This is a genomic window from Duganella sp. Leaf126 (genome assembly GCF_001423125.1).
Classification (GTDB): Bacteria; Pseudomonadota; Gammaproteobacteria; order Burkholderiales; family Burkholderiaceae_D; genus Rugamonas.
In genome coordinates this window covers 73,579-88,893 of record NZ_LMNW01000005.1, presented here as the reverse complement: position 1 = coordinate 88,893, position 15,315 = coordinate 73,579, and the positions used below count along the sequence as shown (strand labels likewise).

Sequence of the window (15,315 nt, the reverse complement as noted above, 5' to 3'; positions counted from 1 at the left end):
TTGTCCGAATCATGAGAACTCACCACCGTCACATCTTCATGTGCGTCGGTCCGCGCTGCGAGCCGAAAGAAGGCCGCGCGCAAGCCGTCTTCGAGCACATGGGCAAGATCATCGACGCGCACCCGGAACTGGCCGTCAAGCGCACGCGCACCCACTGCATGGTCGCGTGCCGCTTCGAAGGGCCGGTGGTGGTGGTCTATCCAGAAGGCGTGTGGTACCAGCGCGTCAACGAAGCCAATGCCGAGCGCATCGTCCACGACCACCTGCTGGGCGGGCGCGAAGTCGCCGACCTGGTATTCCACTGCCTTGGCGTGGGGGATACCTGCGAACCTGGACCGAAATGACCGATATCCCGACCTCTGTAACCACCGCGCAACTGGCGCTGCTGACCCACGCCTCGAACGACCTCACCGTGCTGCACCAGGCGCAGGCCCAGCTGCCGGACGGCTTCGGTCCGGTCGCGGGCGTGAACCTGCAGGCGCTGGACGAGGACTGCACCCTGGCGCAGTTGCTCGATGATGAACTGCGCGCAGCGCGCGTGATCGTGGTACGGGTACTGGGCCGCCTGGGGAGCATCCCCGGCTTCGCGGAGCTGGTCGAGCATGCGCGGCGCCACGGCCGGCACCTGGTCGTCGTCAGCGGCACCGGCGAACCCGATCCCGAACTGGCGGCCGTGTCCACCGTGCGTCCCGACGTGCTGGACATGACGCTCACCTATTTCCAGGCCGGAGGCAGCGCCAACCTGGCGCAGTTGCTGCGCTTCCTGTCCGACCACCTGCTGTGGACCGGCTTCGGTTTCGAGCCGGCGCTGGCATTGCTGGACCACGGCATCTACCATCCGGACCTGGCGCCTGGCGCCGACCTGGCCGCGTGGCTGGCACTGGCCGATCCACAGCGCCCCAGCGTGGGCATCGTGTTCTATCGCGCGCACTGGATGAGCGGTAACACACGTTTCATCGATGCGCTGCTCAACGCACTCGAAGCGCGCGGCATGAACGTGCTGCCCGTGTTTACTGCCTCGCTGCGGGCAGGCGCCGGCGACGGCCAGCTGCCTGCTGCATTGCGCTATTTCGGCACCGTCGAAGACGGCGCCACCCGTGCCCATGTCGATGTCCTGATCAACACCACGTCGTTCGCGATGGGCGAGATCACGCCGGGCGGTCCCACGCCCGCCGGCTGGTCGGTCGGTGTACTCGAACAGCTCGACGTGCCGGTGCTGCAGGCAATCACCAGCGGCATGACGCTGGCCCAGTGGGACCAGTCGGCGCGGGGACTCAATCCGCTCGACGCAGCGATGAACGTGGTGCTGCCGGAATTCGATGGCCGCATCATCACCGTGCCGCTGTCGTTCAAGGCCCGTGCTGCCGGCATGCCCGGCGACGCGGTCGAATACGACCCGCTGCCCGACCGGGTGGCGCGCATCGCCGGCATTGCCTGGCGCGCAGCGCGCCTCAAGCGCGTGCCGAATGCGGACAAGCGCGTGGCGTTCATGTTCACCAATTCGAGCAGCAAGGCTTCGCAGATCGGCAATGCCGTGGGCCTCGATGCGCCGGCGTCGCTGATGCGCATCCTGGAAGCGATGAAGCTGGCAGGCTATACGATCGACGACCTGCCGGAAAGCGGGACGGCGCTGATTCACGACCTGGTGGCACGCTGCTCGTACGACAATATCTACCTGACGGCCGAACAGATGCACGGCGCCGCCGGCCGCGTGCCGGCGGCGCAGTACCGGCAATGGTTCGACCAGCTGCCGCAGTCCATGCAGGACAGGATGACTGCGCAATGGGGCGCCGCTCCCGGCGCAGCCTATGTGCACGAGGACTACGTGGCGCTGGCCGGCATCGAGCTCGGTAACGCCTTTGTCGCGCTGCAGCCGCCGCGCGGCTACGGCATGGATCCGGACGCCATCTACCACCAGCCGGACCTGCCGCCGACGCACCATTACTATGCGCTGTACCGCTGGCTGCGCGATGTCTGGCAGGCCGACGCCATCGTCCACGTCGGCAAGCACGGCACGATGGAATGGTTGCCGGGCAAAGGTGTCGGCTTGTCGGAACAATGCTTTCCGGACGCGCTGCTCGGCGACCTGCCGCTGTTTTATCCGTTCATCATCAACGACCCGGGCGAGGGCTCGCAAGCCAAGCGCCGGGGCCACGCCGTGGTGGTCGATCACCTGACGCCGCCGATGACGACGGCCGACACCTACGGCGCGCTGGCGCAGCTGACGCAGCTGGTGGGGGAATACTACCAGGTCGAAGTGCTCGACCCGGCCAAGCTGCCCTTGCTGCAGCAGCAGATCTGGGAACTGGTCAAACAGACCAACCTCGATGCCGATCTGCAGATGCGGCTGCTGCACCATGATCATGATCATGATCACGGTCACGGTCATGGGCACCACGACCACGAGCACGATCACCACCATGGTCACGGCCATGGCCATCACGATCATCACGGTCATGGGCACGATCACGACCATGGGCACGATCACGATAACGATCACGCGCACGACGGCGCGCTGCCGGCCGCGCTGGCGGCGATGGGCGGCTCCGATGTCGCCCACCTGATCGAGGATCTCGACGGCTACCTGTGCGAACTCGGCTCGGCCCAGATCCGCGATGGCCTGCACATCCTCGGACGCCGACCGGACGATGCGCAGATGCCGGATATGCTGGTGGCGCTCACGCGGCTGCCCAACCTGGGCATCCCCGGCCTGCAGGCGGAAATCGCCGGCCTGTTCGGCCTGACCATGGAAATGCTGCTCGACCAGCAGGGCCGGCGGCTCAATGTCGATCCGGCCCTCGCCCGCCTGTCCGGGCGTGCCGTGGTTTCGCGCGCAAATGCGCTGGAAGCGGTGGACGTGCTGTGCGTACGCCTGTTCGCGGCGCTCGGCGACGCCGGTTACGACGCAGCGCGCATCGATGCCGTGCTGGCATCGGTGTTTGCCGACCTCGATGCATCCGCACCGGCAGCGCCACTGCTGCAGCCGGCCGTGAAATCGGCGGCCAACGTGCTGTCGCAAATGGGCAAGCCGCGTGCGAAGCCGGTCCCGCTGAAACCTGCGAAACAGGCCATTGCGACGGCCAAACCGGCTGGCGCCGCGCGCTTCGACGGCCTGCGCACGGTCCTGGCGTTTGCCTGTACCGACCTGGTACCGAACCTGACCCGCGCCACCGACGAAATCGACAACCTGCTGCGCGGCCTGGCCGGCGGCTACGTGCCGGCCGGACCCAGCGGTTCGCCCACGCGCGGCATGGCCCACATCCTGCCGACCGGACGCAATTTCTATTCGGTCGATCCGCGCAGCGTGCCGTCGCAATCGGCGTGGCGCGTGGGCCAGCAGCTGGCGCGCGAAGTGCTGGAGCGCTATCAGCGCGAGACCGGAGCCTACCCGGAGAGCGTGGCGATCAGCATCTGGGGCACCAGCGCCATGCGCACCCACGGCGACGACGTGGCGCAAATCCTGGCGCTGCTGGGCGTGCGCCCCGTGTGGCGCGCAGAAAGCCGGCAGGTGAGCGGCGTGGAAGTGATCCCGCTGGACGAACTGAAACGGCCACGGATCGACGTCACCACCCGTATCAGCGGCTTCTTCCGCGACGCCTTCCCGCAACTGATCGACCTGGTGGACGACGCTGTACACCAGGTGATCGCGCTCGACGAGCCGCCCACGCACAACTTCGTGCGCAAGCACTACCTCGAGGAGCTGGCCGGTCTGATGGCTGATGGCGTGGCGCAGGGCGAAGCGCATGCGCGTGCTGCCTACCGCATCTTCGGCGCCAAGCCGGGTGCTTACGGCGCCGGCGTGCTGCCGCTGATCCAGCACCGCAACTGGGAAGCCGACGCCGACTTTGCCGAGGCCTATGTCAACTGGGGCGGTTATGCGTATGCGCGCGGCACCCAGGGTTCGGATCAGCGCGACGCCTTCCGCACCCGCCTGAACGGCGTGCAGATCGCGCTGCACAACCAGGACAACCGCGAACACGATATCTTCGACAGCGACGATTACCTGCAGTTCCACGGCGGCATGATCGCCACCATCCGCGCGCTGAGCGGCCAGCAGCCGCGCCATTATTTTGGCGACAGCCACGATCCATCGCGCGCCCAGGTGCGCGATCTGAAGGAGGAGACGCTGCGCGTGTTCCGGTCGCGCGTGGTCAATCCCAAGTGGCTGGCCAGCATCCAGCGCCATGGCTACAAGGGCGGCCTGGAACTGACCGCCACCGTCGATTACCTGTTCGGCTACGACGCCACGGCGCAGGTGATGGACGACTGGATGTACGAAGACGTGGCGCAATGCTATGGCTTCGATCCCGCCATGCAGCAGTTCCTGCAGACGGCCAATCCATGGGCGCAAAATGCGATCGCCGAGCGCCTGCTGGAAGCGGCCGCGCGCGGCATGTGGGCGGCGCCCAGGCCGGAGACGATCGAGCAGCTGCGTGAACTGTATCTGCGCAGCGAGACGCTGCTGGAAGAACGCGGCGAAACCCCGCGCAATGGATAAGACAGGCACACGATGAATTTTCCGTTTACCGCCATCGTCGGCCAGGAGCAGCTGCGGCTTGCCCTGATGTTGTGCGCAGTCGATCCAGGCATCGGTGGCGTGCTGATACGCGGCGACAAGGGCACGGCCAAGAGCACGGCCGCGCGCGCTCTGGCCGAAGTGCTACCGCCGGTCGAACTGGTCGCGGCCTGCGCCTTCAACTGCGCCGTGCAGGCTCCGTGCGCACACTGCGAAACCTGCAATCAGGCCGATCGCGTGGTCCGATTGTCGCCGGTGCCCTTTGTCACGCTGCCGCTTGGCGCGACCGAAGACCGGGTGCTGGGCAGCCTCGATCTGTCGCGTGCGCTGAGCGGCGGCCAGCAGGCATTCCAGCCCGGATTGCTGGCAGCGGCCCATCGCGGGTTGCTGTATATCGATGAAGTCAACCTGCTGGCGGATCACCTGGTCGATGTGCTGCTCGACGTTGCCGCCATGGGCGTGAACCGCGTCCAGCGCGAGGGCCTCGCGGTCAGTCATCCGGCGCGCTTCACGCTGGTCGGGACCATGAACCAGGAGGAGGGCGACCTGCGCCCGCAGCTGCTCGACCGCTTTGGCCTGATGGTGGAAGTGACGGCGCCGCGCGACAAGGCGGTGCGCGCCGAGGTCGTGCGCCGCCGGATCGGCTTCGAGGCCGATCCGGCCTCGTTCAGCCAGGCGTGGCGCGAACCGCAGGAAGACTTGCAGGCCACCCTGGCCAGGGCGCAGCAGCTGCTGCCGCAGGTAACGCTCGACGACGCGCTGCTCGACCTGATCAGCCACCTGTGCTGCGAACTGGAAGTGGCCAGCCTGCGCGCCGACATCGTGATGTACAAGACCGCGCGCGCCATCGCTGCGCTGGACGGGCGGCTCGCGGTCACGCCAAATGACATCCGCGGCGCGGCCGAACTGGTGCTGCCGCATCGGCGCCGCCGCAAACCGTTCGAGCAGCCGGGCCTCGATCAGCAAAAACTCGATGAACTGATGCAGCAGGCGCCGTCCGAACGCGATCGCAGCGCTGAGCAGCAGGCGGGCAGCGGACAGTCTTCCGGCAACGCGCAGCGGCCGGAGGGAGAATTGCCACCTGAAAGCGGTGTGCAGCCAAAACACGCGCAGCAGCCGGATGGCAATCGTGAACCGGGCAGCGACCGGGCTGCGAGCAGCGGACAAGGTCAGGCTGTTGATCACACGGAGAGCGGTGACCGCCAGCGGGACAGCGGCGGGCTGCCTGCCGCCGAAGCGCAGCAGGCAGGCGGACCAAGGCAGACGGGCGATGGTGGGCAGGCCAGGGACCAACACCGGGACCAGAACCGCGAGCCAGACCGCGAGCCAGACCGCGAGCAGTCCGCCGGCGGAGAGCACCCGCAGGTGTTTGCTGCCGCTGCCAGCCTGCCGACTGCGCGCATCTCGGTCGAGGCGCAGTCGTCTTCAAGCGCGGCCGGGCGTCGCAGCGTGGCGCAGCATGCATCGCGCGGTCAGGTACTGCGCGCGGTGCCGAACCAGCAGCCGGACAGCATTGCCATCGGCGCCACCCTGCGCAGCGCGGCGCTGCGCGGCGTCGGGCGCGGGGGCGAAGGTGGCAATGAAGGTGGCAACCACGGTGACAACAAAGGTGACAACAAAGGTAGCAACGAAGGTAGCAATTTCGGCCGCCTGCAAGTCACGCGCGCCGATCTGCACCAGCAGGTGCGGGTCGGCGCCAGCGCCAACCTGATACTATTCGTGGTCGACGCTTCCGGTTCGATGGCGGCGCAACGGCGCATGGAAGCGCTCAAGGGTGCGGTGCTCAGCCTGCTGACGGACGCCTACCAGCAGCGTGACGAGGTGGCAGTGGTGGCGTTTCGCGGCCAGCGCGCCGAACTGCTGCTGGCGCCCACGCGCAGCGTGGACCTGGCCGAGCAGGGCTTGCGCAGCTTGCCGACCGGCGGCCGCACGCCGCTGCCGCACGCCCTGCAACTGGCGCTGGAAACGCTGCAGCGCGCTGGCGCCAACGCCCGCACCGCGCCGCCGCTGCTGGTGCTGCTCACGGACGGCAAGGGCAACGTGCCGATGGCCGAAGGCGGCGACGCGTGGGGCGAAGCGCTGGCAATGGCGGAACTGCTAGCAGAGCGCCGCGTGCCGGCGCTGGTGATCGACACCGAGAGCGGCTACCTGCGCCTGGGCCGCGCTGCGCAGCTGGCGCAGGCGCTGGGCGCCGAGTGCCTGACACTCGAAGAATTATCGGCCGACAGCCTGGCGCTGACGGTGCGGGCAAGGCTGGCATGACGGCATAATGGCAAGATGGCGATCATCCTAAAGTTTTATCAGGAGCAGTAATGATTATTTGTATAGGCGCCGGTCCCGGCGACGTCGGTTACCTGACCCAGCGCGGCGCGGAATTGATACGCGACGCCGACGTGGTGGCCGGCTTCGAGGCCGTGCTCAATGTGGTGCGCAGCCTGATTCCCGACACCGCGCGCGTGATCAGCATGGGTTACCGCGACCAGGTCGAGCAGCTCGACAAGGTCGCGGTGGAACACCACGCCGGCAAGAAATGCGTGGTCGTCTTCATGGGCGACATCCATTTCAGCGGCTTCCAGTACCTGGAGCGCGTGGAGCGCGCCTGCGGCCACCCGGTCGAATCGCTGCCCGGCATTTCATCGGCGCAGATCCTGGCCTCGCGCGCCAAGGTGTGCTTCGACGAGACCACCTTCATCACCTTCCACCGGCGCGGCGACCTGGAGCCGTTCAAGCGCCACCTGGTGCATGTGCTGCAGGACCAGCGCAATGCCATCGTCATCCCGTGTCCCTGGGATGCGGCGCGTTCGTTCATGCCGTGGCATATCGCCAAATACCTGATCGAGCAGGGCATTCCTGCCAGCCAGCCGGTCGAGGTCTGGGAAAACCTGACCCGTAACGAGGCGGAGTGGCATGGCACGCTGGCCGAATGCGCCGAGCGCGAGGTGTCGGACATGAGCATCATGCTGATCCGCACCATGGCGCCGATGGCCAGCCAGATCGAGCCGCCACCGGTGCCGGCATGAGCGGTAGCGAACGATTCGGCATCGTGATCGCCGGCCATGGCAGCCGCGATCCCGACGCCGTGCGCGAGTTCGAGGCGCTGGTGGAACTGGTCAAAGCACGGGCGCCGCAGGACGTGGTCACCCATGGCTACCTGGAATTTGCCACGCCGACCATCGGCGAGGCCGTGCAGGCCAACATCGCCGGCGGCGCCGGTCAGGTGGCAATCGTGCCCGGCGTGCTGCTCGCTGCCCGTCACGCCAAGAACGATATGCCGGCCGAGATGCAGGCCGCGGCACGCGACCATCCCGGGATCGACTTTCATTTCGGCGCGCCGATGAACCTCGACCCCAAGCTGCTGCAACTGGCGCAGGAACGCATCGTGGCGGCCGAAGCGCTGTCGCCGCATACCGTGCGCCGTGCCGACACCTGCCTGGTGGTGGTCGGACGCGGCACGACCGACCCCGACGCCAACGGCGAAGTGGCCAAGCTGGCGCGCATGCTCGAGGAAGGCCTGGGCTTCGGCGCGGCCAGCGTCTGCTACTCGGGTACCGCCAGTCCGCTGGTGGCCGACGGCTTGCGCAGCGTGGCGCGCCTCGGTTACGCGCGCGTGGTGGTGCTGCCGTTCTTTTTGTTCGACGGTGTGCTGGTCAAACGTATCTACGCGGCGGCGGACGATTTGGCCGAACGCGAACCTGGCCTGGAGGTGCTGAAAGCCGGTTACCTGGGCGTGCATCCGCTGATGGCCGACGTGATGATCGAGCGCGCGCGCGAAGCGGTGGCCGGCCGCGCCGCGATGAACTGCTCGCTGTGCAAATACCGCGTGCAGATCGTCGGCTTCGAACAGCAGGTGGGCGAGCCGCAGCAGGCGCACCACCTGGCGGTGCGGGCCTTGTCCGCGCAGCCGGCGCCGGACCCCGCGGCCGGACCGCAGTACAATTTTTATGTGCCGCATCCGATCGAGGCGGAAAGCTTCCGCATCATCGCCGAAGGCCGCGACTGGGCGCCGTTCCCGCCCGAGCAGCTGACCATCCTGCAGCGCCTGGTGCACACGAGCGGCGACTTCGGCGCCGTCGACGACATGTATTTCTCGCCGGGTGCCGTGGACAGCGGCATCCGCGCGCTGCTGCGCTGCAAGCGGGTGCTGACCGATGTCACCATGGTGCAGACGGGCCTCAAGCGCGCGCTGCTCGAGGAACTGGGCATCGACACATGGTGCGGCGTGCATGATCGCGAAACGCATCTGATGTCGGAGCAGTACGGGATTACCCGGTCGGCGGCCGGGATCCGGCGCGGCTGGGAAAAATTCGGCAACGACGTGGTGGTGGCGATCGGCGACGCACCCACCGCGATTGCCGAAGCCACGCGCCTGATCCGCGAGCACGGCTGGCGCCCGCAGCTGGTGATCGGGCTGCCGGTCGGTTTTGTCGGCACGCGCGAGACCAAGGAGGATCTGCGCCGCTGCCTGCAGGTGCCGCGCATCACCAATCGGGGCACGCGCGGCGGCTCGCCGTGGGCGGCCAGCGTGGTCAATGGCTTGATGATCGACGCCTTGAACGGGCTGGCCGCCGAGCTGGCGCAGGCTGCGCCGGCCGCATCGGCTCAAGACGCGGCCGGCCCGGGGAAAGATGTCGCTGGCTGAACGCCAGCCTTTCGACCTCGACGTCCGGGCCCTGAACGGCCTGCGGCGCGGACGCACCACGGGCAGCTGCGCCACGGCTGCCGTCAAGGCGGCGCTGCGCCTGCTGCTGCAGGACGTGCGGCTATCGACCGTCGATATCAGCCTGCCCGACGGCGTGCATTATCTGTCGGTGCCGATTCAGCAGCAGGCGTGGCTGCTGCCGGGCGAGGCGGTGCGCGCCGAGGTGATCAAGGATGGTGGCGACGATCCCGATAACACGCACGGCGCCACTATCTTCGCCGAGGTGCGGCGCAATGACGCCGGCGTGGTGCGTTTTTTTGCCGGTCGTGGCGTGGGCACGGCCACCTTGCCCGGCTTGCGGGTGGCGGTGGGCGAGCCGGCCATCAATCCGGTGCCGCGCCAGATGATGCGGCTGGCGGTGCAGGAAGTGGCGGGGCGCGACGGCCAGGGGTTCGATCTGACCATCGGCTGTGAAAATGGCGAAGTAATCGCCGCCAAGACCTTCAACCCCCGGCTGGGCATCGTCGGCGGCATCTCGATCCTCGGCACGTCGGGCATCGTGGAACCGATGTCGCTGGCGACGTGGATCGCGTCTGTGGAGGTGTATATCCGGGTGGCGCTGGCGCAGGGGCAGCAGTGCGTGGCTTACCTGCCGGGCAAGATCGGGCGCGAGTTCGCGCGCGACGTTCTGCAGCTGCCGGACAAGAACACGGTGCAGATCGCCAATTTTCTCGGCGATGCGCTCGACTTCACCGAACGGGTGCTGGTCGAAGACCGGCGTACGCTGGACGTGCTCTGGCTGGCCGGCCACCCGGGCAAGCTGGCCAAGGTAATCGACGGCTGGTGGGATACGCATTCGAGCAAGAGCAGGATGGCCATGGGCGGCGTCGCGCGCGTGGCTGCCGAGGTGGGATACGCGCCGACGATGGTGCAGCAAATTGAACAGGCCAATACAGTGGAAGCAGCAATGGACATATTAAGGCAGGAACCGGGCGCGCCAGCGTTCTGGCGCGAGATCGAGCACCGCATCGCGGCGCTGGTGCATGGCCGCGTGCCCTCGGTGCACCGCATCGAGGTGCGCCTGTTCGACCTGGCCGGCAATCTGCTGGGAGAACACCGATGAGCGCCGCAGCCCTCGGCACGCTGTATGGCATCGGCGTCGGTCCCGGTCCGGCCGGTTTCGTGCCGGCGGCCGCGCTCGAGGCCTTGCGTCATGCGGACCTGATCTATGCGCCGCGTGCGCGTGGCGCCGCCGATTCGGTCGCACTGCAATGCCTGGCCAGCGCCGGCTTCATTCCCGATCCGGCCCGGCTGCGCGAGATCGAATTCAACATGGATCCGGACCGCTCGGTGCTGAGCGAGCATTACGCCCAGCTGGCCGACACGCTGGCCGTGGAACTGCGCGCCGGCCGCAACGTCGCGTATCTGACCATCGGCGACTCGCTCACCTATTCGACCTACGGCTACGTACTGGCCGGGCTGCGCGAGCGGCTGCCGGATCTGCCGCAGTGCACCTTCCCCGGCATCACCAGCTACGCTGCTGCGGCATCGGCGCTGGCCTGGCCGCTGGGCGAGGGCAAGGAGCGGGTACTGATCCTGCCATGCCCGGAAACGCCGGAAGAACTGCGGCGCGAGATAGAAACCCACGACATCGTGGTGCTGATGAAAGTGGGAACCCGGCTGCCATGGGTGCTGGACCTGCTGCGCGAGATGAAGATCGCCGATCATTGCGCGTTCGCGCGGCGTATCGGCTTGCCCGGCGAACTGCTGGCGTCGGGCGTGGCCGACCTGGTGGCCGATGATGCGATGGGTTACCTGGCCACCATGCTGGTGCGCCGCCACCCGCGAAAGGACAGATAGATGAAAGTGTATTTTGTAGGCGCCGGTCCCGGCGCCGCCGACTTGATTACCGTGCGCGGTGCGCGCCTGCTGGGCAGCGTGCGCATGGTGCTGTACGCCGGTTCGCTGGTGCCGGTGGAACTGCTGACCCACTGCGCGCCGGGCACCGAACTGCTCGATACCGCGCAGATGGACCTGGAGCAGCAGCAGGCCTGCTACGTCCGCGCGCAGGAGCAGGATATCGACGTGGTGCGCCTGCACTCGGGCGACCCGGCCATCTACGGCGCCACCGCCGAACAGATGCGGCGCCTGGAGGCGCTGGGCATCGCCTACGAGATCGTGCCCGGGGTGTCGTCGTTTACGGCAGCCGCAGCAGCCATCGGCGCCGAGCTGACCAAGCCGGAAGTGTCGCAAAGCGTGATCCTGACGCGCGTGTCCGGCCGCGCTTCGGCCGTGCCGGAACTGGAATCGATCGCGCGGCTGGCAGAGCACCGTGCCACCATGTGTATCTTCCTGTCCGGACCGCACCTGAAGAAAATCGTCGGCGACCTGCTGCTGCACTATCCGCCGGACACCCCGGTCAGCCTGGTGCACCGCGCGACCTGGCCCGAGCAGCGCAGCTATACCGGCACGCTGGGCACGATACTGGAAGAGACCAAGCGCGGCGCCTGGAATCTGACCACCATGATGCTGGTTGGCGCGGCGCTCGATAAAGGCGTGGCGGTCGAATCGAGCCTGTATTCGAAGGAGTTCACGCACCTGTTCCGGGTCGTCAAGAAGAACGAGGAAGCGGCGTGACATCGCCAGCGCCCGGGTCGCCGCTCGGCATCTGGCTGGTGCGACCCGAAGCGGAAGCGCTGGCGGGGGTTCTGCACGTGCGCCTCGGCGGCGACATCTACCGGCCGTGGATGCAGCCCGGCATGGCGCAAAAGGCGCAATTTTCCGCCGCCTGGCGCCGCCACGCGCAGTGGATCATGGTGGGCGCCAGCGGCATCGCCGTGCGCTTCCTCGAAGGTCTGCCCGTGGACAAACATACCGATCCGGCCGTGGTGGTAGTGGACGAAGCGGCGCGCCACGCAGTGGCGCTGCTGTCCGGCCATGAGGGTGGCGGCAATATCCTTGCCTACCGCGTGGCCAACGTGGTCGGTGCGGCGCCGGTGGTCACCACCGCCACCGAAGCGCTGAAGCCGCTGACGGTGGGCATCGGCTGCCGCAAGGGTGTGCCGGCGGAGAAGATCGAGGCAGCGGTCGTCAAGGCGCTGCTGGCGGCCGGCGACTATGGCATGCGCGATGTGCGCGAGATGGCGACCGTGGATCTGAAGGCGAACGAGCCGGGCCTGCTGGCGTTCTGCCTGCAGCACGACGTGCCGCTGCGGGTGTTCGCGCGCGCCACGCTGGCCGCGCGGCCTTGGGTGAGCCAGCCATCGGCATGGGTGCAGCAAAATGTGGGACTGGACGGGGTGTGCGAACCCTGCGCCCTGGTGGCAAGCCCGCGCGGTGCGCTGCTGGTGCCGAAAATGCGCCTCGACGGCGTTGCCGTCGCAGTGGTAATCGATAAATGGATGGAAATTGAATGAGTGGTGTACTGAATCTGGTGTCGGTGGGTCCCGGTTACGAGGACCTGATCGTTCCGCGCGCGATTGCCGCCTTGCGCGACAGCGACGTAATCGTCGCCTATGAACTGTATCTGCGTTGGATCGCGCCGCATATCGAAGGCAAGCAGGTTTTCAGCCCGCCGCTGACGCAGGAGCGCGAGCGCGCGCAACTGGCGATCGAGCATGCCCGCAAGGGCGCCAGGGTGTCGCTGATCTCCAGCGGCGACATCGGCATCTACGCGATGGCGGCGCTGGCGTACGAAGAGATGCGCGAGGACGATACCTACGCGGTCAACCTGGTCCCCGGAGTGACCTCGGCCAACGCCTGCGCATCGCTGCTCGGCTCTCCGCTGTCGCACGACTTTGCGACACTGAGCCTGTCCGACCTGCTGTGCCCCTGGGAATGGATCGAGCATCGCGCGCGCCATATCGCCCAGGCCGACCTGGCCTGCGTGATGTACAACGTGCAGAGCGCCAGCCGCCAGGAAGGCGTGTACCGCGTGCTGCAATTGATGCTGGAATCGAAAGCGCCCGGCACGCTGTGCGGCGTGGTGCGCAATGCCTACCGCCCCGGCCAGCAGGTCGATATCTACCGCCTCGACGAACTGCCCGGTCTGAAGTTCGACATGCTGACCACCATCGTGGTCGGCAACCGCTTCACGGCCAGGAAGCGCGGCCAGATCTTCACGCCGCGCGGCTACAACGACTGGGCCCAGCCCGAGCTGCCGGCCGACCTGCCGGCGCTGGACAAGGCTGCGCAGGAAGAGGCGCTGCCCGATAACGCGGTATGGGTCTTTTCCGGCACCAGCGACGGCAACGCGCTGGCGGCGGGCCTGGCCGCAGCCGATATCGGCCCGGTGGTGGTCTCCGCCGCCAGCGACCATGGCGGCGACCTCGCGCGCCAGGATTGCCCCGGTGCGGCCATCTGGTCCGGGCGGCAGGGCGTGGAGGCGCGCCGCCGCGTGCTCATTGCAAAAGGTGCACGGGTGCTGCTCGACGCCACGCATCCGTATGCGCGCGCGATGTCGGAGCAGCTGCTGGGACTGTCCCGGGAGCTGGGCATCCCCTATCTGCGTTATGAACGCCCGAGCGAATACACGGTGCAGGATGGCGAGGCCTGCGACTCGGTCGAGCAGGCGGCTGCGCGCGCCGTGGCGACCGGGCAGCGCATCTTCCTGGCGACCGGCTCGAAAGACCTGGCCACGTTCCTGCAAACGCCGGGTGCTGCCGACAGGCAGTGGTTCGTGCGCCAGACCGCCGAGCCGGAGCTGATCGAGCGCGCCCTGGCGCTGGGCATCCCGCGCGAGCGCATCTGCGCCATGCAGGGTCCGTTCTCGGCCGAATTCAACACTGCGCTGTGGCGCGACTGGGGCATTGACTGCGTGGTGACCAAGGACTCCGGCGGCGCTGGCGGTTACCAGGCCAAGGTACAGGCAGCGCGGGCGCTCGGCATTCCATTGCTGGTGGTGGCGCGTCCGCAGCTGGCCTATCCGGCGCTGGTCGCCAGCGTCGGCGACGTGACGCAGATGCTCGATCGCGCGGCGCCAGGTCGCAACACGCCATGAAGCAGCTGATTCCCGTTACCATCGTCACCGGCTTTCTCGGCGCCGGCAAGACCACGCTGTTGCGCAGCCTGATCGAGCGGCGCCAGACGCGCCGTCTTGCCCTGCTGATCAACGAGTTCGGCGAAATCTCGGTGGACGGCGCCATGGTGCGCACCACGGCGGCGGACACCGTAGGCGGCGGCACCCAGGTGCACGTCCAGGATTTCGCCCATGGCCTGATCGCCTACGGCGACGACGAGCTGTTCGTGTCGGCCATGCTGGCCCTGGCCGCGCGCCGCGCGCAGATCGACCACGTGCTGATCGAGACTTCGGGCCTGGCGCTGCCGACTGCCGTGATGGAGCAGCTGCAGAGTCCCGAGCTGGCCGACCACTTCATCCTCGACGCCACGCTGGCCGTGGTCGATACGCCGCTGCTGCTGTCGGACCGCTTCGAGCACGCAGCAGACCAGGCGCCGGCGGCCATCATGTTCGACCAGCAGCTCGAATTTGCCGACGTGGTGGTGCTCAACAAGATCGACGACCTCGACGAAGATGCGCTGCTGGCTGCCGAAACGCGGGTGCGGCAGCGCGCGCCCAAGGTGCGCTTCCTGGAACTGGCGTACCACGCGCAACTCGATATCCGCCTGGCGCTGGGCTTGCGCCTGCACCAGCCCACGCGCACCGACTTGCAGCACGCGCACGTCCAGCAATATGCGCCGCTGGCGAGCATGCCGGGCCAGGAAGCCGCGCCGCTGGCGGTGCAGACGCGCCTGAACGGCCACGCGCATTCGGGGCTGGGCGCGCACAGCCACGGCCTGGCCACGCACAAGCATTTTCATGAACAGGATCCGGGCTGGCTGTCGTTCGTGCTGCGCAGCGATGCGCCGCAGGACGCCGACCAGCTGGCGCAGGCCGTGTCCGAAGCGGCGCGGACCGAACCGGTGTTGCGCAGCAAGGGCTACGTGCGCAGCGCCGACGGCGTGCTGCTGGTGCAGGGCGTGCGCACCCGCGTGTCGGTCCACCGCGACCAGCAGCAAACGACTGCAGCGCGTTCGCAACTGGTGTTCATCGGGTACCACATCAGCCGCGGCAAGATCGCCGCGCTGCTGTCGGAGCGGACCGGCACCAAGTGGCACTGATTTTGATTCGACGATTGACCATCCTATTTAACCACAAGGGGAA

11 protein-coding genes are annotated in these 15,315 nt (G+C 67.6%); all 11 read left to right on the top strand.

The genetic code is table 11. The features are described 5' to 3' along the window. Nucleotides 1–11 precede the first annotated feature (11 nt). The 11 genes from ASF61_RS06580 to ASF61_RS06530 are packed head-to-tail and all read left to right on the top strand — an operon-like array spanning nucleotide 12 to nucleotide 15,272. Entirely contained in the window at nucleotides 12–344 is a 333-nt protein-coding gene (locus ASF61_RS06580) for a ferredoxin (protein ID WP_056152830.1), read from the top strand. Further along, nucleotides 341–4,498 carry a cobaltochelatase subunit CobN gene (locus ASF61_RS06575; RefSeq protein WP_056152827.1) on the top strand — a complete coding sequence of 1,386 codons (4,158 nt, stop codon included), beginning with the start codon at nucleotides 341–343 and terminating at the stop codon, nucleotides 4,496–4,498. Before ASF61_RS06580 ends, ASF61_RS06575 begins: the two co-directional genes overlap by 4 nt. 12 nt (nucleotides 4,499–4,510) lie before the next feature. Then, the gene (locus tag ASF61_RS06570) at nucleotides 4,511–6,778 is read left to right on the top strand and encodes a magnesium chelatase subunit D family protein (protein ID WP_056152824.1); all 2,268 of its coding nucleotides are present in this window, start codon (nucleotides 4,511–4,513) and stop codon (nucleotides 6,776–6,778) included. A gap of 50 nt (nucleotides 6,779–6,828) precedes the next feature. Next, nucleotides 6,829–7,536 carry a cobalt-precorrin-7 (C(5))-methyltransferase gene (locus ASF61_RS06565; protein WP_056152821.1) on the top strand — a complete coding sequence of 236 codons (708 nt, stop codon included), beginning with the start codon at nucleotides 6,829–6,831 and terminating at the stop codon, nucleotides 7,534–7,536. After that, nucleotides 7,533–9,155 (top strand): precorrin-8X methylmutase, encoded by a 1,623-nt coding sequence (locus ASF61_RS06560; protein WP_056152818.1) that lies wholly within the window; start codon nucleotides 7,533–7,535, stop codon nucleotides 9,153–9,155. Before ASF61_RS06565 ends, ASF61_RS06560 begins: the two co-directional genes overlap by 4 nt. Then, the gene (gene cbiD, locus ASF61_RS06555; protein WP_056152815.1) at nucleotides 9,142–10,278 is read left to right on the top strand and encodes a cobalt-precorrin-5B (C(1))-methyltransferase CbiD; all 1,137 of its coding nucleotides are present in this window, start codon (nucleotides 9,142–9,144) and stop codon (nucleotides 10,276–10,278) included. The genes ASF61_RS06560 and cbiD overlap by 14 nt, the downstream gene beginning before the upstream one ends. Further along, complete coding sequence (gene cobI / locus ASF61_RS06550; protein WP_056152810.1) at nucleotides 10,275–11,015, top strand: precorrin-2 C(20)-methyltransferase; 741 nt, start codon at nucleotides 10,275–10,277, stop codon at nucleotides 11,013–11,015. Before cbiD ends, cobI begins: the two co-directional genes overlap by 4 nt. Then, nucleotides 11,016–11,792, top strand: coding sequence for a precorrin-4 C(11)-methyltransferase (gene cobM / locus ASF61_RS06545; protein ID WP_056152808.1), 777 nt, complete (start codon nucleotides 11,016–11,018; stop codon nucleotides 11,790–11,792). Further along, on the top strand, nucleotides 11,789–12,571 hold the full coding sequence (locus ASF61_RS06540) for a cobalamin biosynthesis protein (RefSeq protein WP_056152805.1): 783 nt from the start codon (nucleotides 11,789–11,791) through the stop codon (nucleotides 12,569–12,571). Before cobM ends, ASF61_RS06540 begins: the two co-directional genes overlap by 4 nt. Then, complete coding sequence (cobJ, locus tag ASF61_RS06535; RefSeq protein WP_056152802.1) at nucleotides 12,568–14,154, top strand: precorrin-3B C(17)-methyltransferase; 1,587 nt, start codon at nucleotides 12,568–12,570, stop codon at nucleotides 14,152–14,154. The genes ASF61_RS06540 and cobJ overlap by 4 nt, the downstream gene beginning before the upstream one ends. Further along, complete coding sequence (locus ASF61_RS06530; protein WP_056152799.1) at nucleotides 14,151–15,272, top strand: GTP-binding protein; 1,122 nt, start codon at nucleotides 14,151–14,153, stop codon at nucleotides 15,270–15,272. Before cobJ ends, ASF61_RS06530 begins: the two co-directional genes overlap by 4 nt. Nucleotides 15,273–15,315 lie beyond the last annotated feature (43 nt).